At 52.7% G+C, this 21,816-nt stretch carries 22 protein-coding genes; 8 read left to right on the top strand and 14 right to left on the bottom strand.

What is annotated here, in order from left to right; translation table 11 throughout:
- Positions 1 to 34 precede the first annotated feature (34 nt).
- Both ACGHTT_RS17985 and ACGHTT_RS17980 read left to right on the top strand, forming a co-directional pair.
- A complete protein-coding gene (locus tag ACGHTT_RS17985) occupies positions 35 to 2,164 on the top strand; it encodes an FAD-dependent oxidoreductase (protein WP_390592370.1) in 2,130 nt (709 codons plus the stop codon).
- A 74-nt stretch (positions 2,165 to 2,238) separates the two neighbouring features.
- Positions 2,239 to 2,799, top strand: a complete 561-nt coding sequence (locus tag ACGHTT_RS17980; RefSeq protein WP_390592369.1) for a cysteine hydrolase family protein — start codon at positions 2,239 to 2,241, stop codon at positions 2,797 to 2,799.
- On the opposite strand, the gene ACGHTT_RS17975 is transcribed toward ACGHTT_RS17980, so the two are convergent.
- The 7 genes from ACGHTT_RS17975 to ACGHTT_RS17945 form a co-directional block, all read right to left on the bottom strand.
- A complete protein-coding gene (locus ACGHTT_RS17975; protein WP_390592368.1) occupies positions 2,784 to 5,183 on the bottom strand; it encodes a response regulator in 2,400 nt (799 codons plus the stop codon). The genes ACGHTT_RS17980 and ACGHTT_RS17975 overlap by 16 nt on opposite strands.
- Positions 5,184 to 5,278: 95 nt before the next feature.
- Complete coding sequence (gene hemW, locus ACGHTT_RS17970; protein WP_390592367.1) at positions 5,279 to 6,442, bottom strand: radical SAM family heme chaperone HemW; 1,164 nt, start codon at positions 6,440 to 6,442, stop codon at positions 5,279 to 5,281.
- A 33-nt stretch (positions 6,443 to 6,475) separates the two neighbouring features.
- Positions 6,476 to 7,069, bottom strand: a complete 594-nt coding sequence (gene rdgB / locus ACGHTT_RS17965; RefSeq protein WP_390595080.1) for an RdgB/HAM1 family non-canonical purine NTP pyrophosphatase — start codon at positions 7,067 to 7,069, stop codon at positions 6,476 to 6,478.
- Positions 7,062 to 7,541: a DUF4426 domain-containing protein gene (locus ACGHTT_RS17960; protein WP_390592366.1), complete on the bottom strand. Its 480-nt coding sequence runs from the start codon at positions 7,539 to 7,541 to the stop codon at positions 7,062 to 7,064. Before ACGHTT_RS17960 ends, rdgB begins: the two co-directional genes overlap by 8 nt.
- Before the next feature lies 1 nt (position 7,542).
- Positions 7,543 to 8,136 (bottom strand): methionine biosynthesis protein MetW, encoded by a 594-nt coding sequence (gene metW / locus ACGHTT_RS17955; protein WP_390592365.1) that lies wholly within the window; start codon positions 8,134 to 8,136, stop codon positions 7,543 to 7,545.
- A complete protein-coding gene (locus ACGHTT_RS17950) occupies positions 8,133 to 9,293 on the bottom strand; it encodes a homoserine O-acetyltransferase (RefSeq protein ID WP_390592364.1) in 1,161 nt (386 codons plus the stop codon). Before ACGHTT_RS17950 ends, metW begins: the two co-directional genes overlap by 4 nt.
- An 83-nt stretch (positions 9,294 to 9,376) precedes the next feature.
- The gene (locus ACGHTT_RS17945) at positions 9,377 to 11,371 is read right to left on the bottom strand and encodes a dynamin family protein (RefSeq protein ID WP_390592363.1); all 1,995 of its coding nucleotides are present in this window, start codon (positions 11,369 to 11,371) and stop codon (positions 9,377 to 9,379) included.
- A 236-nt stretch (positions 11,372 to 11,607) separates the two neighbouring features.
- Between ACGHTT_RS17945 and ACGHTT_RS17940 the strand changes: the two genes are divergently transcribed.
- Positions 11,608 to 12,576, top strand: a complete 969-nt coding sequence (locus tag ACGHTT_RS17940) for a calcium/sodium antiporter (RefSeq protein WP_390592362.1) — start codon at positions 11,608 to 11,610, stop codon at positions 12,574 to 12,576.
- A gap of 26 nt (positions 12,577 to 12,602) precedes the next feature.
- On the opposite strand, the gene ACGHTT_RS17935 is transcribed toward ACGHTT_RS17940, so the two are convergent.
- From ACGHTT_RS17935 to ACGHTT_RS17925, 3 genes are read right to left on the bottom strand one after another with little or no spacing between them, the layout of a single operon-like run.
- Complete coding sequence (locus ACGHTT_RS17935; protein ID WP_390592361.1) at positions 12,603 to 13,193, bottom strand: YggT family protein; 591 nt, start codon at positions 13,191 to 13,193, stop codon at positions 12,603 to 12,605.
- A 1-nt stretch (position 13,194) separates the two neighbouring features.
- A complete protein-coding gene (proC, locus tag ACGHTT_RS17930) occupies positions 13,195 to 14,010 on the bottom strand; it encodes a pyrroline-5-carboxylate reductase (RefSeq protein ID WP_390592360.1) in 816 nt (271 codons plus the stop codon).
- 59 nt (positions 14,011 to 14,069) lie between these two features.
- Positions 14,070 to 14,765, bottom strand: coding sequence for a YggS family pyridoxal phosphate-dependent enzyme (locus ACGHTT_RS17925; protein WP_390592359.1), 696 nt, complete (start codon positions 14,763 to 14,765; stop codon positions 14,070 to 14,072).
- 115 nt (positions 14,766 to 14,880) lie between these two features.
- Between ACGHTT_RS17925 and ACGHTT_RS17920 the strand changes: the two genes are divergently transcribed.
- Entirely contained in the window at positions 14,881 to 15,915 is a 1,035-nt protein-coding gene (locus tag ACGHTT_RS17920) for a type IV pilus twitching motility protein PilT (protein WP_290259710.1), read from the top strand.
- 12 nt (positions 15,916 to 15,927) lie between these two features.
- Positions 15,928 to 17,070, top strand: coding sequence for a PilT/PilU family type 4a pilus ATPase (locus ACGHTT_RS17915; RefSeq protein ID WP_390592357.1), 1,143 nt, complete (start codon positions 15,928 to 15,930; stop codon positions 17,068 to 17,070).
- Between the two features lie 75 nt (positions 17,071 to 17,145).
- On the opposite strand, the gene ruvX is transcribed toward ACGHTT_RS17915, so the two are convergent.
- From ruvX to gshB, 4 genes are read right to left on the bottom strand one after another with little or no spacing between them, the layout of a single operon-like run.
- Positions 17,146 to 17,571 (bottom strand): Holliday junction resolvase RuvX, encoded by a 426-nt coding sequence (gene ruvX, locus ACGHTT_RS17910; RefSeq protein ID WP_390592356.1) that lies wholly within the window; start codon positions 17,569 to 17,571, stop codon positions 17,146 to 17,148.
- Positions 17,568 to 18,161 (bottom strand): YqgE/AlgH family protein, encoded by a 594-nt coding sequence (locus ACGHTT_RS17905; RefSeq protein WP_390592355.1) that lies wholly within the window; start codon positions 18,159 to 18,161, stop codon positions 17,568 to 17,570. The genes ruvX and ACGHTT_RS17905 overlap by 4 nt, the downstream gene beginning before the upstream one ends.
- A gap of 38 nt (positions 18,162 to 18,199) precedes the next feature.
- Positions 18,200 to 19,111: an energy transducer TonB gene (locus tag ACGHTT_RS17900; protein ID WP_390592354.1), complete on the bottom strand. Its 912-nt coding sequence runs from the start codon at positions 19,109 to 19,111 to the stop codon at positions 18,200 to 18,202.
- Positions 19,112 to 19,115: 4 nt separating this feature from the next.
- Positions 19,116 to 20,081, bottom strand: coding sequence for a glutathione synthase (gshB, locus tag ACGHTT_RS17895; RefSeq protein ID WP_390592353.1), 966 nt, complete (start codon positions 20,079 to 20,081; stop codon positions 19,116 to 19,118).
- 325 nt (positions 20,082 to 20,406) lie between these two features.
- On the opposite strand from gshB, the gene pilG reads away from it, so the two are divergent.
- The 3 genes from pilG (at position 20,407) to ACGHTT_RS17880 (ending at position 21,811) form a co-directional block, all read left to right on the top strand.
- Complete coding sequence (gene pilG / locus ACGHTT_RS17890) at positions 20,407 to 20,802, top strand: twitching motility response regulator PilG (protein WP_183907265.1); 396 nt, start codon at positions 20,407 to 20,409, stop codon at positions 20,800 to 20,802.
- 61 nt (positions 20,803 to 20,863) lie between these two features.
- Complete coding sequence (pilH, locus tag ACGHTT_RS17885) at positions 20,864 to 21,226, top strand: twitching motility response regulator PilH (RefSeq protein ID WP_290259697.1); 363 nt, start codon at positions 20,864 to 20,866, stop codon at positions 21,224 to 21,226.
- 30 nt (positions 21,227 to 21,256) lie between these two features.
- Complete coding sequence (locus ACGHTT_RS17880) at positions 21,257 to 21,811, top strand: chemotaxis protein CheW (RefSeq protein WP_290259696.1); 555 nt, start codon at positions 21,257 to 21,259, stop codon at positions 21,809 to 21,811.
- Positions 21,812 to 21,816: the final 5 nt, after the last annotated feature.

Raw genomic sequence — 21,816 nt, 5'->3', positions numbered from 1 at the left:
TCCTACACCCAGTAAATTCAAATTTTGTGACACTATGAAAAAAATAGTTATAGCCACCTTGGTGATTGCGGCTGTCGCCGCCTTTTTTAGCTTAGACGGTGCTCGGCTGCTTAGCCCAGAACTCTACCGGCAATGGATCAGCGAAAGTCCAGTGCTGGTGGCTGCGCTGTTTGGCTTGGTCTACATACTCGCCACGGCGCTGTCTCTGCCCGGGGCGGCGCTATTGACCTTGATTGCCGGTGGATTATTTGGCCTAGGTTGGGGCCTGTTGATCGTCTCCTTCGCGTCCAGCATCGGTGCCAGCTTGGCTTTTTTGGTCTCGCGCACATTGCTGCGCGATTGGGTGCAAGAAAAGTTTGCCCAACAGCTTAACAAGATCAACGCGGGCATTGAGAAGGACGGCGCCTTTTATTTATTCACCTTGCGCTTGATACCCTTGGTACCCTTTTTCGTGATCAACTTGGTGTTTGGTCTCACCAAGGTGCGTCTGTGGACTTTTTATTGGGTCAGCCAGATAGGCATGTTGGCGGGCACCGCAGTGTATGTGAATGCCGGTGCTGAGTTGGGCGCTTTGGAGGAGTTGTCGCTCAAGGGCATCATGACGCCCACTATCCTGCTCGCGTTTATTTTGTTGGCGCTATTTCCTTGGCTGGCGCGCAAGCTGTTACAGCCGCTGAAAAACTATTACCTGTACCAACCGTTTAAAAAGCCAAAAAAGTTCGACACCAATGTATTGGTGATTGGCGCCGGCAGCGCGGGTTTGGTCTCGGCTTATATCGCCGCTGCGGTGAAGGCCAAAGTCACGCTGATAGAAAAGCACAAAATGGGTGGCGATTGTTTGAATACCGGTTGCGTGCCAAGTAAAGCCTTAATTAAATCGGCGGCGGTGGCGAAAACCCTGCAAGACGCCGAAAAATTTGGCTTGGCACCGGTAGCGGCAAAGGTGGATTTCGCTGCGGTGATGACGCGCATTCAACGCGTTATTGCCGAGGTAGAACCGCACGACTCTATCGAGCGCTACACAGGCTTGGGGGTGGATTGCATTACCGGTGCGGCGACTATCGTGTCGCCTTGGGAAGTGGAGGTGGCGGGCAAGCGCATGAGTGCGCGCAGTTTAATTATTGCCACCGGCGCTCGCCCCGCCATTCCCGATATCAAGGGTTTACAAAATATAGGCTATTTTACCTCCGATAGTATCTGGAACCTGCGCGAAAACCCCGGTCGACTGGTGGTATTGGGCTCCGGCCCTATTGGCTGCGAGCTGGCGCAAGCGTTTGCGCGTTTGGGAGCCCAAGTGACCTTGATCGGTCGAGCACCACGGGTTATGCCACGCGAAGATGATGATGTATCCGCGTTTGTCGAAGCGGTGTTTCGAGATGAAAAAATTCGCGTCATCAATGCGGCCCAGGTACAGGAAGTGATCGATGTACAAGAAACCTTAGAAAACAAGGGCGAAAAAATCTTGCGCTACGTACAGGCGCAACAGGTGCACGAGCTGAGCTTTGATACGTTATTGGTTTGCGTAGGGCGCCAGGCCAATGTCACTGGTTTTGGTGCGTCTAGCTTAGGTTTGGAACTCACCGGCAAAGGTACTTTGGCGGTGGATGAAAAAATGCGTACCCGTTTTCCCAATGTCTATGCCTGCGGCGATGTGGCTGGCCCCTATCAATTTACCCATATGGCTGCGCACCAAGCTTGGTATGCAGCCGTGAATGCGTTGTTTAGTCCGTTCAAAAGTTTCAAGGTCGATTATCGTATTGTGCCTTGGGCAACGTTCACGGCACCGGAGGTGGCGCGCGTAGGTTTGAGTGAGCGCGAGGCTGCGGAGCAGGGTATAGCCGTTGAAGTGACGCGCTATGGTATTGATGATCTCGATCGCGCCATTGCCGATGGCGAAGCGCAAGGCTTTGTCAAAGTGTTAACCAAAAAAGGCACCGATAAAATTTTAGGTGCGGTGATCGTTGGCTACCACGCCAGTGATTTGATTACCGAGTTTGTCAGTGCAATGAAACATAAAACGGGTTTGAATAATTTACTGTCCACTATTCATATTTATCCAACGGTCAGCGAAGCGAATAAGTATGTGGCCGGTAATTGGAAGCGCGCCCATGCACCGCAGGCCGTTTTAGCGTGGGTTGAGCGATTCCATCAGTGGCGCCGATAAATTTATTGCCGCCGCTGTTATGGCGTTTTATCTCGCGCTAGACTAACGCGATTTGGTAGTTGGAAGTATCTGGTATGGACGTTTGGTTGCGACCAGCATTGGTGGTTATCGATGTGCAAAGGGCCATCGACGCGCCCTATTGGGCGGCGTCTGGCCCGCGTAACAATCCCACGGCGGAAGCGGTCATCGACAAATTAATTGGCTTTTGGCGGGAACATAAATGGCCTATCGTACATGTGCGTCACTCGTCAGTATCTGATCAGTCCAGCTATCATGCGCGCAGTGATGGCTTTGCCTTTAAATACGCCGTTACTCCATCGAGCCATGAAGTCGTGGTGACCAAGCGAGCCAATTCGGCATTTGTGAATACCTCGCTCAATGCCGAACTTAAGCAACTGCGCTGTGATCGTATAGTGATGTGCGGTGTAACCACAAACCATTCGGTTGATGTATCTGTGCGCCACGCGGCTGCGCTAGGTTACAAGGTACGATTGGTGAGCGATGCCTGCGCGGCCTTTCCGCTGCGCTTGGCCGATGGTCGCATTATCAATGGCGAGGATGTGCACCAAATTTTTACGGCGAACTTGTCGGGTGAGTATTGCGAGGTGGTTCAGTCCGCTCAAATCATCGCTTGACTGGGCGTTTTTACTAGGCCGATTTTTTCAAAGGCGTTTTTTAATGCGTCTACGGTGACGGGTTTGCTGAGGTAGTGGTTCATGCCGCTCTGGTAAACTGCTTCCCGATGTTCCTGCATGGCGTGGGCAGTGAGTGCCACGATGAGTGTATCAGGTAGCATATTGCGACGTTCGAAATCGCGAATGGAGCGAGTTGCTTCAAAGCCATCCATTTCCGGCATTTCGCAATCCATTAAAACCAAGTCAAAATTGGCGTTGGGCGCGGTAACCGCCTCCAGTGCTGCGCGTCCATTTTCCACCATGCGCGGTTCAATACCAAATTTTCCGAGCAAACCTTTGATGACCATGCGATTGACGTTGTTGTCTTCGGCGACCAAAACTTTCAAGTGGCTATACAGATTACCGACGCTAGCAACAGAAGTGGCTTTACTGCCGCGCTGTTTAAGGCCGATCAACGCTGCCAAGACTTCTTTTAATTTTTTCGGTGTGACAGGTTTGCGTCGGGTTTCAATAATTCCCGCATCGGCCAAGGCAGCCGGATCTGGTGTGTTGTCTGAGCCGAGTTGAATGGCGATAGGGGTTTTTTTGTCGGCGCGGTGTTGGCTAATTTGCTTGGCTAGGGCAAATACATCTACCTCCGGCAATTCATTGTCGAGATAGGCAAAGCTAAACGCCGGGCAATCCGGTTGGTTAATCATTGCCAGTGTTTCTGCTTCGGTTTCGGTTAGGTGAACGTGAATGCCCCAGCTCTTGCAGTGATGGGCGATAATATTGGCGAGGTAGGTGTTATCTTCAACCACCAGTAAATGTTTGCCCGCCAATGCCGATGAAGGCACGGAGTTGGTGTCGATCGGGGCGTGCTCGGTGGCTTGGAAGCGCGCGGTAAACCAGAAAGTTGAACCTTGCCCAGCCCTCGACTCAACGCCAATTTCACCGCCCATGATTTCGGCTAGGCGCTTACATATGGCGAGACCTAAACCCGTGCCGCCAAATTTTCGCGTGGTTGAACTGTCGGCTTGACTGAACGATTGGAATAAACGCGCTAAGCCATCATCGTTAATGCCGATGCCGCTGTCGCGAATACTAAAGCGAATGAGTGGGTTGCTCGGATCAGATTTTTCTTCTCGACGGGCCTCGACAATCACATAACCTTGATCGGTAAATTTAAACGCGTTGCCAATTAGGTTGATGAGAACTTGGCGTAGCCGCGTTGGGTCGCCCAATAAATGCAGTGGTGTGGTTGGGCTGACGCTGCCGATAAGTTCTATGTGCCGTTTATTGGCTGTTGCACCGAACAGCTGCACACAATCTTCGACCAAATCTTCGAGGTTAAACGGCGAAGACTCGAGTTCCATCTTGCCTGCTTCGATTTTCGAATAATCCAGAATATCGTTAATGATATCGATGAGGGTTTCGCCCGAGCGATGAATGACATCGAGATAGTGTTGTTGCGTGGCGCTGAGCGGTGTATCCCTGAGCAGTTCTACCATGCCGATCACACCGTTCATGGGGGTGCGAATTTCATGGCTCATGGTGGCTAAAAATTGACTCTTGGCGCGGTTCGCCGTTTCGGCCACGGCCTTTTGTCGCTCGGATTCAATTTTTTCTTGTTTCTCCGTCAGCAGCGCGGTTTCAATCGCTTGCCGCTGTTCAATATCTTCGATCAGCGAGGTGCGCATTTGATTGAAAGCGTTGACCACGTTATCTAATTCATCCTGTTCTTCAGGGTCTTTATCGCGCTTTAATTTTAACGGTGCCGATAAATTGCTTAAGCTCATTTGGCGAGCGTACTGGGCAATAGTTTCCATGTGCCGGGTTAGCAGCGTGCGCACCAGCCATAGAATAAACAGCGAGATAATCAGTGTTTTTGTGCCCTGCAGTACGCCGATGTAGAGCGCTCGCTCCCACAACTTGCTGTACACACTGCTCAGGCTGGCGGTGATAATCAGGGTGCCGAGTTCTTGCTCTGGTGTATTGGGGTCTGAATACACCAGCGGGTACTCTTTGACTAAGGTGCCGCTGGTGCTCGCTTCTAAGTTGTCTAAATCCATGTTGAGCGAGCTGGCGGTCATGGCTTGATCCATGTTATTCCAGTCGCGCCACACCACTGTGACTTGAGCCACATCTTCAACTTCCAACACGCTTTGTATTTGTACGTTGAGCTGTTCTTCGTCAAAACCCCAGAGGCTTTTGGTGATCGAGGGAAGGGTGCTGATACGCACTTGGTCGAGGCGTTTATTGAGGGCGTCTATGTCGTCGTGAAAGCTAACGTAAAGCTGTATCAGTATCGCAAACAGCGCCATGATCGAACTACTGATAATGATCAGCGTCAGCAGGCGCGTAGCGATAGGATTTTCGCGGCGATAGCGAGTGAAGCTAAACATTACTGGGCTATTATTCCTTGTGCCTTGTGGTGACGCAGATCAGGCGCCGCCTTATCGAACAAGTGTAGCAGCATCTGTCTAAATGCGAGCGCCTGTTACACGGCTTCAAATGCCGGCAGCAGTCGGTTTAAGTAGCGACTGCCGAGTGCTGTTGGCTGCAACCTATCGGGTGTGATTAGGCCCTGTTCGCGCAGGTGTTTTAGCGGTGCTGCAATCGTGTCGAGGGCTAAGCCGGTGCGCTGTTGAAACAAGCTCTGCTCTACGCCGTCGTTTAAACGCAAGGCGTTCATCATAAATTCTAGTGGCAGGTCTTGAGCCTCGATTACCTCGCTGCCGGCTTCAAAGCGTTGGGTGGCAATGTTGTCGGTGCGTTTTAAGTAGTGTTCGGGCAAACGGGTTTTCCACTGCCGATGAATCTGTAATTGGTTGCCATGCCAGTGGCTGAGCTTGCCGTGAGCACCGGCGCCAATGCCGATATAGTCCCCGAAACGCCAGTAATTCAAGTTGTGTGCGGCCTGTTGATTGGTTTTTGCATAGGCCGATATTTCGTACTGGTGTAAACCGTTTTCGCTTAATAGGGCACTGCCCACATCTTGAATGTCGGCCAGCGTGTCTTCGATGGGGAGCACCGGTGGACGGCGAAAAAATTCGGTGTTGGGTTCGATGGTGAGCTGGTACCAAGATAGATGGTTGGGCGCCAAGTCTAGGGCTTGAGTCAGGTCGGCGCTGGCGTCTTCCGGCGTTTGCCCGGGTAAGCCATGCATCAAGTCTAGATTAAAATTGTCGAAGCCAGCTGCGCGCGCCATGGCGACGGCGTCAATGGCCTCGCGACCCGAGTGAATACGGCCTAGGTGATGCAAGTGCTGGGCGTTAAAACTCTGCACGCCGATGGATAGACGGTTGACGCCCGCGGCGCGGTAGCCGTGGAAGCGACCCTGCTCCGCAGTGCCCGGGTTGGCCTCGAGGGTAATTTCGATATTCGCCGCGAAGCCGAAATGGCGTTCTGCGCCCTGGAGTATGTCGCCAATGGCTTGCGCGCTGAACAGGCTTGGGGTGCCGCCGCCAAAAAAGATCGAACTGAGCGGTCGGCCATGGCTGCGCGCCGTCTCATCTTGCATGTCGCGCAATAGCGCGTGCACGTAAGCTTGTTCAGGCACCTCTGGCCCAGCTTTGTGGGAGTTAAAGTCGCAATAAGGGCATTTGCGTACACACCAAGGAATGTGCACGTAAAGCGAAAGCGGTGGCAAGCTGGGTGCCATGGGATGGCCTTTTTAAAAATGGCGTGAAAAAGTTTAGCGCGCTTTTAGCGCTGCGATCAGTAGCGCCATGGCTTTGCCGCGGTGCGATAGTCGATTTTTCTCGGCTTTGCTGAGCTCGGCCGAGGCGCACTGCGTCTCTTCAACCCAAAATAAGGGGTCGTAGCCAAAGCCGTTGCTGCCAGCGGCTTGAGGTAAAATTCTGCCCTGCCAAACGCCGTGGCAGACGATGGGAATAGGGTCGTCGGCGTGGGTAACGAGGGCTAATACGCAGTGAAATTGTGCGCCGCGCTTGGGCTCGGGTATCTGGGCTAAATCGGCCAGTAGCTTGGCGTTGTTGGCAGCATCATTGCCGTGTTGGCCGGCGAAGCGAGCGGAGTAAATACCGGGCGCGCCATCGAGGGCGTCGACCGCTAAGCCCGAGTCGTCGGCAAGCGCTGGCAAGCCGCTAATACGGGCGGCGTGGCGGGCTTTTAAAATGGCATTTTCGATAAAGGATAAGCCGGTTTCATCGGCGTCTGGCACATTGAATGCCGATTGCGGCAGTAGCTCTATGCCGCAATCTTGTAGTATTGCTTGAAACTCCGCGAGCTTACCGGCGTTGTTACTGGCGAGTACCAGCTTATTGATTGTTGACATACAGCGTCCGGGTAAAGGTGAGGTTTAACGTTTCGCCTTTACCGCTTACCACGTTAATGTTGAAGTGGATGGTCTCTTCATTGGTAAAGCGCAGTGGCGCTAAATAATAGGTTGCGCTCGGCTCCTTCACTTCGATAAAGGTTAGCGACTTCATTTGCTGCATTAAATTGGTCGCCGTGCCTGTGACGGTGGCCTTTTGACCCATGCCGTAGCTGCCGTCGGCCGTTTTTTCCGTGATGGCAATGTTGATCAATAGTTGGTCTTTAGCGCGGGTGAGCTGCAACCCGGCGGCGGTATTGGGTTGCAAAAAGTCGCTGGTAAAGGTGCTGAAATGGACGCGATAGTTGCCGCTGTCGAACCAAGGGTTTTGATCAATACGCTTGGCATCGGGTACTTCTGTGGCCTGTGCTAATAAGCTTAGGCTCAAACAGAAACAGGTTATTAGGCCGCGTAGAATAGTCATGTTATTTACTCAGGTGGTAAACCGCATTTACGGCAAATAGATTGGGAAGCAGGTTGGCCAGGGGCGAAATGCTATCGGCCCCGATTACCTGCCGCTGTAAAACTTTAATGCCTTTTTCGGCACACAGGACTTCAAAATCTTTCACCGTACAAAAGTGAATGTTGGGGGTATCGTACCATTCAAACGGCAGCAAGTCCGATACTGGCATACGGCCTGAAAGGCTTAAATGCCAGCGCGCTTTCCAATGGCCGAAGTTTGGGAAGGCGATGATGCACTCGCGTCCAACGCGCAGCATTTCGTCTAGCACTAGGTGTGGAAAGCGCATGGTTTGCAGCGCTTGGGTCATGATGACCAAATCGAAACTGTTGTCGGCAAAATGCGGCAAGCCGGCGTCGAGGTTGTGCTCAATGACGTTGACGCCTTTGCTGATGCAGGCATTTATTTCTTCCGCGCCAATTTCTAGGCCATAACCCTGTACGTGTTTAGCGCTTGCCAGTAGTTGCAACAGGCTACCGTCGCCGCAGCCCAAATCCAGTAATTTGGTGTTGGGTTTTACCCAAGCTTGGATAATGGAGTGGTCAATACGCTGGCTCATTGGTTGGCCTCCGCGGAGACGGTTTGCATAAAGCGGGAAAAAACTTGCTCATAGCGTTGGTCTGGCAACAGGAAGGCATCGTGGCCAAAGTTGGATTCAATTTCCGCATAGCAAACCGATTTGTTGGCCGCGATTAACGCCTGCGCGATCTCGCGCGAGCGCTCGGGTGAGAAGCGCCAGTCAGTGGTAAAAGAGACGACGCAGAAGCGCGCCTTAGCGCGGGCAAAGGCCTGAGCAGCGTCGTCGTTGTATTCGCGCGCTAAATCAAAGTAATCCAATGCGCGGGTCATGAGTAAATAGGTGTTGGCGTCGAAGTTGTCGGAAAACACATCGCCCTGGTAGCGCAGGTAGCTCTGTACTTGGAACTCCACGAGGCTATCTTGGCCCTGCTCGAAGCTGCCCGAGCGGACATCGCGACCGAACCTTTCGCCCAGACCGTCGCCCGACAAGTAAGTGATGTGACCGATCATGCGGGCAATGGCCAAGCCCTGTTTTGGGCTGGTGTTGTGCGCTAGGTAGTTGCCATCACAGAAATTTGGGTCGGAGGTAATGGCGTGACGCGCCGTTTCATTGAAGGCAATATTTTGCGCGGTCAGCTTCATGGCCGAGGCAATTACCACACAATTTTTTACCCGATCGGGATGCTCTAAGGTCCAGCGCATGGCTTGCATGCCACCCAGTGAACCGCCGACCACGGCAGCCCAGCACTGAATACCTAAGGCATCGGCTAATTTCGCTTGTGAATTGACCCAATCGCGCACGCGCAGGATGGGAAAATCTGGCCCCCAAGCTTCGCCCGTGGCTGGGTTAATGCTGGTCGGCCCCGTGGAGCCGGCACAACCACCGAGATTATTTAAGGCAACCACGAAAAATTGATTGGTGTCGATGGGTTTGCCTGGGCCTATGTAGTGATCCCACCAGCCGGGTTTTTTATCGTCGGCGCTATGGTAGCCGGCGGCGTGATGGGTGCCAGACAACGCATGGCAAATCAGCACCGCATTGGACGCCTTAGCATTGAGTTTGCCGTAGGTCTCGTAAACCAGTTGGTAGCTGTCGAGGTGGCGACCACAAGCAAGTGCTAGCGGTTCGGTAACCTGCAGGGTTTGTGGTGTCACAAGACCCACTGAATGAGAGGCGCGATGTGGCAAAGGTAGCATTCCGGTTGCGGTGAGCAAAGGCCGCAAGTCTAAGGTTGTGCTCGCCCGAGGGCAAGCCAACCTTGCTTTTTACCGTGCTGGGTTTAACCCGCCTTGTGGTTAGTTGTGCCGTCTTTATGCAAATTGACGACGTTGTTGGCGCTGTCGTGCTCTGGCCGCAAGGCTTTGGTGGCGCGAATAATAGTATCTAGCTCCATGAGTACCGACTCGAGCTTAGCAATATCCGCTTTTAACAGGTCTTTTTGTTCTTGCTCGGTGCGGCTTTGCAAATTCAAATTGGCCAATTGTAACAGCTGGTCATCGAGCAATTTTTTCTGGTACAGATTGCGATGATTAAGCGGTGCTAACGTGTCTTTTAGCCAGTTGTCGATATCGGAGCGCAATTCGTCCATGAGTTTTTGTGTTTCATGGGCGAGAGTGCCAATAAAACGCGAGGCCAAACTTTGCTTGCTGGTGAGTAAATTTCCCAAGCCGAGAGAGAATTGTTTGCCGTGTCTGCGCAGTTGGTTGATACGGGCGCCGTAGCGGCGCAAGTCGAATTCGTGGCTGCGCAATAATTCTGGGTTGGCGTTGTTGTCTTCGCGTAGGTAGATGGAGTACATCACCTTATTGGCTTGGGCCATTTGCTCGGCCAGATTGGATAGGCAGTAATCGATATTATCGAAAAAATCTTGCACCGCTTTACCGGCACCGAAAGTATGCCAGCTGGTGTTGAGGTTTTCCTGCACGGCTTTTATTTGTTGATCAATGGTGGCGTGGCTGACCGGCGCTAACAAGCTGTCTTTTTGACCGTATAAGAGTCGTTCGCTGGATTTCAGCGACAAGCTCTGTTTGTGAAATTGGTGGTGTACGCGCTTGATGTTGGCGCGCAGTGCGGCCAGCGTTGAGCGCTGTTCAAGCCCACCACGCGCCGCTTCAAAACTGGCCAGGTCTTTGTCTGCCGCGTACAAGCGCTCGCGCAATAAATTGCTGGTGTCTTCCATGATGGTTAGCAAATTGTTAACGAGGTGGTGGCTCGCTAACCTGGAGCGGTTGTCGATGAGCTTTTCCGAAAGTATCTTTTCCAGCTTAGGTAGCTGGCTGCGCGCTAATAAAATTGGGTCGCCATTGGCGCGCGCTAGCAGTGCTTGTTTGGCCGATACGGTGAGCACTTGCTCGAGCGGTTGCTGCAGGTAGCGGGCGGTGCTCTCGCGGATTTTGTGTATCGCCAGCAGCACATCCTCCTGCGGCATTAGGTCGTCCCACAGGCTGTCAATTTTGTTCAGTAAGGTGATGACTTCGGTGCTCTGGGTGTGGCGCAGAATGTTGATGTGTTCGTTCCAAATCTCCAGATCTGTCGCGGTTACGCCGGCATCAGCGCTGAGTAAGAACAGCATCGCTTGGGCGCTGGCTAAGGTGCCGAGAGCGAGTTCGGGCTCGTTGCCTAGGGCGTTTAAGCCTGGCGTGTCCAATATACGCAAGCCGCGCGCGAGCAGTGGGTGGTCCAAACTCACCAGGGCGTGGCGCCAAACGGGTATCTCCACTTTGTCGCCACTGTCGCGGCTTTTGCTGAGGGTGTCTGAATCAAAGCCCAGGGCTTCGGCCTCGCGCAAATTGACTACCTTGACCTCGGCGATGCGCGCCATGGCTTGGGTGACCTCGGCTTGGTTGTGTGGATCAAAATGCAGTGTTACCCACTTTTGTGGAATCCGCTTAAAGGCTGCCAATGCCACATTAGAGCGTCGAGTTTCAATCGGTAGCAGGCGCACACAACCTTTGGCGACGTCTGGGTCTCGATAAATCTCGGTCGGGCACATGGTGGTGCGGCCGGGTTGCGAAGGCAGTAGGCGATAGCCGTATTCCGAAAACAGCAGGGCGTTGATTAGCTCAGTTTTACCGCGCGAAAATTCACCGACCATGGCTAGGGTAAATTGGTCTTCGTTAAGCAGCGTGCGCGCGTGCGCGAGACTCTGTTCGGCTGACTTAGAGGTGATGTTATTGGCTTGCAGCCAGTGCACGAAGGCCTGCACCTGCGTGTTGAGTTGCTGCTTCCAGCGCTGAAATTCAGACAGCTGGCGGTAAAGTGATGCGTGATTCATAAGATACTCGTGAGCCATGGTGCTTTGCGGTTGGTACAGCTTATTTATTATTCTATTTACAGCCCCCCATTAAACCTGAATAGTCCACATCTTCAAAGTTTTGGTTATAACAAATAGAAGCTATTAGTTTATTTTTATCACTAATTGGTGAAAAAGTTGTTAAAACTCTGTTATTTGGGGGGCGCTCACCTACAATGGCGGCCGTTGTTAGTTAGCCAAACCAGAGAGGAGTCACCGTGTTAATCGCATTGGGAGCGTTGGTTGTTGGATTAATTGTGCTCACTTGGAGCGCCGATAAGTTTATTGATGGCGCCGCTGCGGTTGCCCAGCAATTTGGTATGTCGCCTTTATTGGTGGGCATTTTGATCATTGGTTTTGGTACGTCGGCGCCAGAAATGCTGGTGTCGACCATGGCCGCGCTGGATGGCGAGCCAGATTTAGCGCTTGGCAACGCGATAGGCTCTAATATTGCCAATATTGGTTTAATTTTAGGCATCACCGCCGTGTTGGCCCCGATTGCTGTGCACTCCAAGGTGGTTTATCAGGAGGTGCCATTGATGTTGGCTGCCACGGGCCTCGGCGTAGTGGTGTTGTTGAATGGCTTTTTGGGGCAAGGCGACGGCGTTTTATTATTGGCGGCCTTGGCGGCTTACATAGGCTTTGGCATTTGGCAAAGCGTACGCTCGCCCGATGACGCTTTTGGTGCCGAAGTCGATGAGGTCGTGTCGCATGAGCAGAGTTTGGGTAAGGCCTTCTTTGCGTTGATTGTTGGCTTGCTGCTGCTGTTGGCTAGCTCGCGTTTACTGGTATGGTCGGCCACAGAAATTGCCCTCGCACTGGGGATCAGTGAGTTGATTATCGGCTTGACCATTGTTGCTTTGGGTACCAGCTTGCCCGAGCTCGCCGCGAGTATCGCGAGTGTGCGCAAGAACCAGCACGAAATGGCCGTTGGCAATGTGATTGGTTCGAACGTGTTCAATATTCTCGGCGTGGTTGGTATTGCCGGTTTGATTCACCCAGATGTGGTGGCCTCGGTCGTGCTAAGCCGCGATAGCGTGGTGATGGTCTTGTTGTCGGTGGCCTTGGCGGTGCTGTGTTTCCGCGCCATGAAAGGTGGTGCGATTACCCGTTGGCAGGGTGGCTTGTTAGTGGCGGCCTACGTTGGCTATAACCTAGCGTTGGCCGCCGATGTGATCTTTTCTTGAGTGCGCTTGTTCCCCACAGAAACCGTTTAAACCCCTAAAAACAAGCCGCGCGGCATGGCCACACTGTTGGCCAGTGCCGGCACGATAAAACTGCTGATAATGTTCAAGGTAAGCAGTACAAATATCGGGCTTAAATCTAAACCGCCCATGGGTGGAATTAGGCGTTGAAACGGCGTCATGATGGGCGCTAAGAGTTGTCGTATCAGGAGCAGTGCCGGATTGTACGACTGAGGCGCTACCCAGCTGGCAATTACCATAATAATGAGTGACCAAAACAGTAAATTGGCCAGCGATGCCAACACCGCGACTGCGCCCCAAGCCATGAGGTGGAAGGGATTTTGAAAGCCGTAACCGCTAAGAATTAGCACCAGCTGCCCGAGGCTGATGGCAACGATGAGTGCCAGGACAATGGAGGCGAAATCGACCCCCATTAACCCGGGAATCACTTTGCGCAGTGGCATTAGCACAGGGTTGGTGGCCTTAACGATGAATTGTGACAGCGGGTTGTAAAAGTCGGCTCGGGCAATTTGCAGCATTAACCGCAGTAGCACCACCATCAGGTAGAGGCCGCCTAAGGTTTGCAGTAAGTAGACCAGAATTTGGCTCACAGTATTCACGCTAGTTTCCCATTTCTTTGGCCATTTCTACGGCGCGACTGGCGCAGCGTGTCATAGCGCGGCTAAAAATTTCCCGAATATTATCAGATTCAAAGGATTGCACCGCTTGTTCCGTGGTGCCGCCTGGCGACATCACGCGACGGCGCAATTCATCCACTTCGACGTCGGCATCGGCGGCCAGTTTAGCGGCGCCAGCGACGGTTTGAAACGTCAGGGCTTTGGCGGTTTCGCGGCTTAAGCCCTGGGCCATGCCGGCCTCAATCATCGATTCCATCATCAAGAAATAATAGGCCGGGCCAGAGCCGGACACGGCGATCACGGCGTTAATGAGCGACTCTTGTTCCACCCATGCGGTGATACCGACGGCCGACATAATGGCGTCGACGCTGCTGCGTTGTGCGGCACTCACATTGGCGTTGGCAAATAAGCCGCTGGCGCCCATACCCACTAACGAGGGTGTATTGGGCATGCAGCGCACGATGGCTTTTTCCTTGCCAAGCCAAGCCTCATAGCTGGCTACATCAATGCCGGCAGCAACGGTCACGATTAAGGGTTTGTGTGGCATCACCGGTTTCAGGTCTTGGCACACGGCTTTCATCATTTGCGGTTTGACCGATAACACCACCACGTCGGCCTGTGCTGCTTCTCGGTTATCGGGTGTTACGCGAATGCCGTATTTACTGGCCAGTGCTTCGAGCTTACCGGTGCTGCGGTTGCTGGCGATGATACTTTTTGGGTCGACCCCCTGCTGTACGAGGCCGCCGATAATGGCTGCGCTCATATTGCCTGCGCCGATAAAGGCGATAGTTTGGCTCATGGTGAGTTCCTTTTAAAATCTAGTGACTATAGTGGGGGCGAATAGGCGGATTTCCAGCCTTAATTGTGTGCCTTGCGCGCACCAAAAATATCGGTGCCAACTCTGACAATCGTCGCGCCTTCGGCAATAGCTGCTTCTAGGTCGCCCGACATGCCCATGGATAGGGTATCCAGCTCGATGGCTAAGGTTTGGCTGAGCTGGTCGCGCAGTTGTCGAGTTTTGGCGAAGGCGGCGCGTTGTTGGGCTGGGTCGCTGCTGGCTTTCGGTATGACCATCAAACCCCTGAGCGTTACCCTAGGCAGCGCCAACACCTGTTGCGCTAGGGCGCTCAGCTCGGCCGGCGCAATGCCGCTCTTGCTGGCCTCGTCGTCAATATTCACTTGCAGGCAGATGTTGAGAGGGTTCAGTGACTCCGGTCTTTGGGCACTTAGGCGCTGTGCGACTTTTAAGCGGTCTACACTGTGAACCCAGTCGAACTGTTCGGCGATGGGGCGGGTCTTGTTGGATTGGATCGGGCCAATGAAATGCCAGCAGATGGGCAGTGCGGCCAGTTGTTGTTTTTTGTCTAAGGCCTCTTGTAAGTAGTTTTCGCCAAAATCGCGCTGCCCAGCGTCGAACGCGGCCTGTAGGCTAGCGGCAGGCTGGGTTTTACTGACCGCTAAAAGAGCGATGCTGTCACGCTGTCGGTGGGCAAGTTGGCTTGCCTGTTGCAAACGGGCCTCTACCTGCATTAGTTTGTCGGCAATCTTGTGCATATACTGGAATGGTGGTTGAGTTGGCGTTAACTGTTCACTAAGTGTGCAGTATGCGTAGGGTTTAGCTCAACGGCCTCATTGAATTACGTATTGATATCGAAAATAAGGTCACTGTATGGATATTACCGAACTTTTGGCATTTAGCGCTAAGCAGGGCGCATCAGATTTACACCTTTCGTCTGGTTTGCCGCCCATGATACGCGTTGATGGTGATGTGCGCCGTATTAATTTGCCGCCCATGCAGCACAAGCAAGTGCACGGCCTTATTTATGAAATCATGAACGACAGGCAGCGCAAAGACTACGAAGAATTTTTAGAAACGGATTTCTCGTTCGAAGTACCTGGTGTCGCGCGCTTCCGGGTTAACGCCTTCAACCAAAACCGAGGCGCTGGCGCGGTATTTCGTACCATTCCGTCAAAAGTTTTGAACATGGAAGAGTTGGGTATGGGGCAGGTGTTTCGCGATATCTGTAACACGCCGCGGGGTATTTGCCTGGTGACGGGGCCCACCGGTTCCGGTAAGTCCACCACCCTTGCGGCCATGGTCGATTATATTAACGACAACAAATACCAGCACATTCTCACCATCGAAGACCCAATCGAATTCGTCCACGAAAGTAAAAAGTGTTTGATTAACCAGCGCGAAGTGCATCGCGATACGCACGGTTTTTCCGCCGCACTGCGCTCCGCTTTGCGTGAAGACCCGGATATTATTCTGGTGGGTGAGATGCGCGACTTGGAAACCATTAAATTGGCGCTTGAAGCAGCGGAAACCGGTCACTTGGTCTTCGGCACTTTGCACACCCAGTCGGCGGCAAAAACCATTGACCGAATTATCGACGTATTTCCCGCCGCTGAAAAAGCCATGGTGCGCTCGATGTTATCGGAATCTTTGCAGGCAGTTATTTCGCAAACCTTGATGAAAAAAACCGGCGGTGGCCGCGTGGCTGCCCATGAAATTATGCGGGGTACTCCGGCTATTCGAAACTTGATTCGCGAAGATAAAGTGGCGCAAATGTATTCCGCCATTCAGACCGGCGCCGCCGTGGGTATGCAGACGATGGATCAGTGTTTGGCTGACATGGTAGCCAGGCGCATTATTGGTCGGGATGTGGCGCGCGAGAAAGCTAAAATTCCGGAAAATTTCTAAGAGGCTTAGGTTATGGATTTTGATCGATTATTAAGCCTGATGGTTGAGAAGGGCGCCTCGGATTTGTTTATCACGGCGGGCGTTCCACCGTCGATTAAATTGCACGGTAAAGTTGTGCCAGTCACCACCACGCCTTTGTCGCCAGAGAAATCGCGAGAAGTGGTGTTGAGCGTGATGAACGAAAAACAACGGGTGGAATTTATTGAGGCCAAAGAATTAAACTTTGCGATTTCTGCGCGTGGTATCGGTCGTTTTCGTGTTAGTGCGTTTTATCAACGCAACTTGGCCGGCATGGTGTTGCGTCGCATTGAAACCAATATTCCAAAAATTGACGACTTGGGCTTGCCGGAAATTATCAAAGAGCTGGCGATGACCAAGCGCGGCTTGATCATTTTTGTGGGCGCCACCGGTACGGGTAAGTCGACTTCGCTGGCGTCTATGATTGGCCACCGAAATCGAAACTCCAAAGGTCACATCATTACCATTGAAGACCCGATTGAATTTATTCATCAGCATCAGGGTTGTATTGTGACCCAGCGCGAAGTGGGTATTGATACCGATAGCTTTGAGATAGCCCTGAAAAATACCTTGCGTCAGGCGCCCGATGTTATCTTGATTGGCGAAGTGCGCTCGCGCGAGACCATGGATCACGCTATCGCCTTTGCCGAAACCGGCCATCTGTGCTTATGTACCTTGCACGCCAACAACGCCAACCAGGCACTCGATCGTATTATTCACTTCTTCCCAGCCGATCGTCACTCGCAGTTGTGGATGGATTTGGCGCTAAACTTGCGTGGCATTATCGCCCAGCAATTAATTCCAACGCCGGATGGGCTGGGGCGCCGCGCCTGTTTGGAGGTGTTGCTCAATACGCCTTTGGCGCAGGATTTAATTCGCAAGGGTTCGGTTCACGAACTGAAGCCGCTGATGAAAAAGTCGACCGAGCTGGGAATGCAAACCTTCGATCAGGCGCTCTACGATTTGTACGACCGCGGCGAAATTACTTACGAAGACGCGCTGTCTTACGCTGACTCACCTAACGATCTGCGCCTGTTGATTAAACTGGGATCGGAAACCGATGCGGAGTACCTCAGTAATGCTGCCGATGAGTTGACCATCGAGAAAGAGGAGCCAAATAACGGCAGAATGTATTGATGTTTTTCTGACGGGTTGCGTAACAAGCCTCCGTTTAGGAGGCTTTTTGTTTTGAGTGACTGATAAAAAGCGCTGTTAGCCGTTGGCGGCGTTGTCATTTAGCCAGCTTTCTAAAATTAGCCGGGCGGCAATAGAATCGATAGGGTCACTTTTATAATGCCCTTTGTGCCCGCGCGCCTGCGCTTCTGCCTTGGCTTCGCGAGTACTTAACCTTTCGTCCCACAGTGCCACTTGTGTGCCAAAGCGGCCATGCAGTCGGTTGCCAAACTTTCGCGCTCGAGCGGCTAGCTCGCTTTCGCTGCCGTCCATATTTAAGGGCAGGCCAACAAGCAGTAGAGACGGTTGCCATTGCTGTAGCAATCGCTCTATGTCGGGCCAGTTAGGTATGCCGTCTTTGGCTTTTAATGCCTGTAGCTCACGTGCGGTGTTGGTCAGGGTTTGACCGTAGGCGACGCCAATGTTTTGGGTGCCGAAGTCGAAGGCGATGATGGATTGGGTCACGCATGACCTACGTGATTAGACAGTAAATTAAGGTCGAAACCGAGCATCTTTGCCGCCGCAGACCAGCGTAAATGCGCGGGTGTGTCGAACAGTAAGGAATCGTCGCCGTCGAGCGTAATCCAAGCGTTATTGGCAATTTCATCCTCTAGCTGGCCTGCCTCCCAGCCCGCATAGCCGAGCGCCACAATCGCTTTTGAGGGGCCGTGGCCGGCGGCCATGGAGGCGAGAATGTCTTTGGACGCGGTGAGGTTTACCTTGCTTGATATGGCAATAGTCGAGTCCCACTCCTGGCCTTGGGGGTGGAGCACGAAGCCGCGCTCTTTCTGCACCGGGCCGCCGGAGAACACCGGCTCATTGGCTAGCTCTTGGTCGGTGACTAAATCCAGCTGCTCGAAAATATCGCCCACATTGATATCGCTCAAGGGGTGGTTGAGCACTAACCCCATAGCGCCATCTTCGCTGTGATCGCAAATGTAGGTGATGGAGTGGTTGAAGTAAGGGTCTTGTAGGCACGGCATAGACACCAAGAAGCGGCCTTTAAGGCTGCCGGCTTTCAATTCGTCTCGACTAATTTTTTTTGATTTGCTCATGCAATCAGTATGGGGTTAGGGCGCGAAAAAACAAGCGGCTAATTTTGAGCTTCACGCGATTTTAAGCCGCTGATTTCGAAGCTGAGCGAGCGCACAATCTCTAGATGGGTGTGATCTTTAAGTACGTCTAAAGGAATAGGCGCAAAGGGCGAGGCGTCGCGAATGATGGCCAGCGCTGCATCGTCGAGCAGCCGATAGCCAGAGGGCGTGGTCACTTCGAGTCGGTCGACGCGGCCGTCCGGTAGAATTCTGACGGCGATGGTTAAGGTGCCAAAAATTTCTTTGCGCAGCGCTTCTTCTGGGAAGTTGCGGTTGCCGACAAACTCGACCTTGTCTGTCCACTTCAGTAAATAGGCGGCTTCGGCCGAGCTTTTAGTGGCCACGGAGGTGAGGTGTCTGACTCTTGGCCGCTTGGCGTATTGCTGGCGCTGACGATCGATTTCTGCCATCAAGCTGGCAATTTCTTCGTTGTAATTTGGGCGCTCTTCAATATCGCCGTCGCGCTCTTCCTGCTCGGGTGTAGGTTGGTCTAGCTGTAGGCTGGCGCTGTGGCTGCTTTTGCTGGTGGTCGTTACCAGCTGGTCGTCGCGCCTTTCGCTGGGCTTGATCTGGCGCTGCTGAGGCATGGGGTTGACGTCGTTGATGGAGGGCGCGAAGAACTCGGCTGATTGATCCGTGGTTTGCGCTTTGGCCTCATCAATTGTGCCGCTCGCTTCTTGGTCTTGCTGGGCGAGGAAGTCGGCCTTTTCTGGCGCCGTTGCACTTTTGTGGTTGGCCAGCGTGATCTCTAGGGTTGGCATTTGGCCGCCAGCGGGGTCGATGCTGAAACCAATACCTAGGATCACCAGTGCGTGAAAGGCAATGGCGACAAACAAGGTAAATGTCAGCCGATCGCCTTGGCTTTCGCTGTTTGCAATTCCCGGCGCGGTCGACGCTAGCGCTTCACTCATGGTGCTATTTGGCCTCTAGACGCTTGGCGATTGCCGCAATGAGTAACGCGCCAATATCGGTATTAAAGGCGTTGTTTATTTCCCGCGCACAGGTGGGGCTGGTGACGTTAATCTCAGTTAAATAGTCGCCAATAACATCGAGGCCAACAAATAGCAGGCCTTTGGCAACGAGGCTGGGCGCTACTTGTGCGACGATCCAGCGATCGCGCTCTGATAGCGGTTGCGCCACCCCGGTGCCGCCGGCTGCTAGGTTACCTCGGGTTTCGCCCTGGCTAGGTATGCGCGCTAGGCTGTAGGGCACAGGTTCGCCATCGATGACTAAGATGCGCTTATCGCCGGCCTTGATTTCCGGTAAATAGCGCTGCGCCATGATGGTCTCTTTGCCAAAATGGGTGAGGGTTTCGAGAATCACGCCGACATTGGGGTCGTCGGCTTTGACGCGGAAAATGCCGCTGCCGCCCATGCCGTCGAGGGGCTTAAATATGACGTCGCTGTGGGTCTGGTGAAACTCGCGCAGCAGTTTGTTGTTGCGAGTCACCAGCACCGGCGGGCAGCAGGTCGGGAATTGAGTCGCAAACACCTTCTCGTTGCAGTCTCGCAAGCTTTGCGGGTCGTTAACGACCAGTGCGCCCTGACGTTGCGCGGCTTCGAGGATGTAGGTGCTGTAGACGTACTCGCTGTCGAAGGGTGGGTCCTTGCGCATCAATAACACATCAAGCTCGCCCAGGTGGAGCTGGGTGGCTTCGCCAGCCTGATACCAGTTGGTGGGCTGGGTATGGGCGTCGGCATTAACCTCAATGCGGCGCCCAAGGCCCTTGGCGATACCTTGGTCTAGCCATAAATCGCCCTGCTCAAAGCCGATGATTTCCCAGCCGGCGGCAATCGCTGCCTGCATAAGGACGACGGTGGTGTCTTTCTTCGGGTTGAAGGTGTGGATAGGGTCCATCACGACACCTAGGCGAATTGTCATAGGTTACCTCATGCTTGGTGTGCAAAATTGGTTCTTTAGACTGAGGGGAGACTGGCTTGAGTCGTCCTTGAGTTGAAGGATAACGTTATCGGCTTTTCAGAGCTATAGGATGCGTCACGTTGCGGGTAAATTCCCATTTTATTCAGGCGCTTATAGCGTAAGCTTAACAACTGTGTTAAAACATTCAATCGGCGGTCACTTCGTCGAAAATCCAGGTCAGTCGTCATATTTTAATGGGACTGCTATGCTGATCGTGCAACGATTAGCCGCCTTTGGTATGAGGCCTGGTCGAGGTACACATTAAAGCGAAAGGCACACATACATTATGGACGTCAATCTGGAAAGCCTGAAAGTTATGGTGATCGACGACAGTAAAACGATTCGTCGAACAGCTGAAACATTACTGAATAAGGCCGGTTGTACTGTCATTACAGCAACCGATGGTTTTGATGCGCTGGCGAAGATCGCCGATACAAGGCCTGATATCATCTTTGTAGATATCATGATGCCGCGTTTAGATGGCTATCAAACTTGTGCACTTATTAAGAATAATAGCGAGTTTAAATCGACTCCAGTAATCATGCTATCGAGCAAGGATGGCCTTTTTGATAAGGCTAAAGGCAGGATAGTAGGCTCTGATCAATATTTGACTAAGCCATTCTCAAAGACGGAACTGCTTGGTGCTATCCAGACTCACGTGGGTCAGGCAAAGGCATCTTAAACTAGGGCTGGCTGTGCCGCTCATACGTCAATAACAAAAACGAGATGTTCCCGGGGGACCTATGGCAAAAGTGCTAATCGTCGACGATTCACCCACAGAAACTTACAAGCTAACCAGCATTCTCGAGAAAAACGGCCATGCCGTGATTACTGCTGAGAACGGTGAGCAGGGCGTTGCTGTCGCGAAAAAAGAGCGCCCAGACTTGGTGTTAATGGATATAGTTATGCCTGGCCTCAATGGCTTTCAGGCAACTCGCCAATTAAGCAAGGCGAGTGAAACTGCACATATTCCCGTTATCATTGTAACCACCAAAGATCAGGAAACCGATCGCGTTTGGGGAATGCGTCAGGGAGCAAAAGCCTATCTGACTAAGCCCATCAGCGAGAAGACCTTGGTGCAAGCCATTGCTGACGCAATGGCCTAGGCATTGAATTAACTGGTGTAAGAGGAATTCATGTCAGAGCCCCAGGCAAAGGAATCAAGAGCTTTTCAGGCCTTAGTTGAGCTTGCTGGCCGCAGTAAGCACTTCGCTCGAGGTTTGCCTGCACAGGTCGCAATCAAACCACATTGGAGTGGCATTGGTTTTTCATTGATGGGGCGGCGCTTTGTCGCGCCTATGGATGAAATCAGTGAGATGCTTGAAGTCCCACCCTATACGCGACTGCCCGGTGTTCAGCCCTGGGTGCGCGGCGTCGCTAACGTGCGCGGTCGCTTGTTGCCTCTGTTCGATTTGGCGGCTTTTTTTGGTTCAAAAATTTCCAGTCACCGCAAACAGCGGCGCGTGTTGATTCTTGATCGCGATGAATTGTATTCAGGTTTAATCGTTGATCAAGTGTTTGGTATGCAGCATTTCCCCGTCGATACTTTCCACGAAGATGGCACCGATTTGCCTCAGGCTTTGTCGCCTTTTGTCAGCGGCGCTTATCGTCAGGGCGAGAATCAATGGAATGTATTTAGCCCGGCGAGCTTAGCCGGCGAGCCGCGTTTTGTGAATGCGGCAGAAGATTAACCACT

The sequence above is a fragment of the Simiduia litorea genome (genome assembly GCF_042853465.1).
Classification (GTDB): domain Bacteria; phylum Pseudomonadota; class Gammaproteobacteria; order Pseudomonadales; family Cellvibrionaceae; genus Simiduia; species Simiduia litorea.
This window is presented reverse-complemented; position numbering and strand designations above follow the sequence as displayed.

What these genes read in the sequence shown, in the direction of transcription:
- ACGHTT_RS17985 (WP_390592370.1), top strand. Translation starts at nt 35, where the DNA reads ATGAAAAAAATAGTTATAGCCACCTTGGTGATTGCGGCTGTCGCCGCC.
- ACGHTT_RS17980 (WP_390592369.1), top strand. Translation starts at nt 2,239, where the DNA reads ATGGACGTTTGGTTGCGACCAGCATTGGTGGTTATCGATGTGCAAAGG.
- ACGHTT_RS17975 (WP_390592368.1), bottom strand. Translation starts at nt 5,183, where the DNA reads ATGTTTAGCTTCACTCGCTATCGCCGCGAAAATCCTATCGCTACGCGC.
- hemW (WP_390592367.1), bottom strand. Translation starts at nt 6,442, where the DNA reads ATGGCACCCAGCTTGCCACCGCTTTCGCTTTACGTGCACATTCCTTGG.
- ACGHTT_RS17960 (WP_390592366.1), bottom strand. Translation starts at nt 7,541, where the DNA reads ATGACTATTCTACGCGGCCTAATAACCTGTTTCTGTTTGAGCCTAAGC.
- metW (WP_390592365.1), bottom strand. Translation starts at nt 8,136, where the DNA reads ATGAGCCAGCGTATTGACCACTCCATTATCCAAGCTTGGGTAAAACCC.
- ACGHTT_RS17950 (WP_390592364.1), bottom strand. Translation starts at nt 9,293, where the DNA reads ATGCTACCTTTGCCACATCGCGCCTCTCATTCAGTGGGTCTTGTGACA.
- ACGHTT_RS17945 (WP_390592363.1), bottom strand. Translation starts at nt 11,371, where the DNA reads ATGAATCACGCATCACTTTACCGCCAGCTGTCTGAATTTCAGCGCTGG.
- proC (WP_390592360.1), bottom strand. Translation starts at nt 14,010, where the DNA reads ATGAGCCAAACTATCGCCTTTATCGGCGCAGGCAATATGAGCGCAGCC.
- ACGHTT_RS17925 (WP_390592359.1), bottom strand. Translation starts at nt 14,765, where the DNA reads ATGCACAAGATTGCCGACAAACTAATGCAGGTAGAGGCCCGTTTGCAA.
- ACGHTT_RS17920 (WP_290259710.1), top strand. Translation starts at nt 14,881, where the DNA reads ATGGATATTACCGAACTTTTGGCATTTAGCGCTAAGCAGGGCGCATCA.
- ACGHTT_RS17915 (WP_390592357.1), top strand. Translation starts at nt 15,928, where the DNA reads ATGGATTTTGATCGATTATTAAGCCTGATGGTTGAGAAGGGCGCCTCG.
- ACGHTT_RS17905 (WP_390592355.1), bottom strand. Translation starts at nt 18,161, where the DNA reads ATGAGCAAATCAAAAAAAATTAGTCGAGACGAATTGAAAGCCGGCAGC.
- ACGHTT_RS17900 (WP_390592354.1), bottom strand. Translation starts at nt 19,111, where the DNA reads ATGAGTGAAGCGCTAGCGTCGACCGCGCCGGGAATTGCAAACAGCGAA.
- gshB (WP_390592353.1), bottom strand. Translation starts at nt 20,081, where the DNA reads ATGACAATTCGCCTAGGTGTCGTGATGGACCCTATCCACACCTTCAAC.
- pilG (WP_183907265.1), top strand. Translation starts at nt 20,407, where the DNA reads ATGGACGTCAATCTGGAAAGCCTGAAAGTTATGGTGATCGACGACAGT.
- pilH (WP_290259697.1), top strand. Translation starts at nt 20,864, where the DNA reads ATGGCAAAAGTGCTAATCGTCGACGATTCACCCACAGAAACTTACAAG.
- ACGHTT_RS17880 (WP_290259696.1), top strand. Translation starts at nt 21,257, where the DNA reads ATGTCAGAGCCCCAGGCAAAGGAATCAAGAGCTTTTCAGGCCTTAGTT.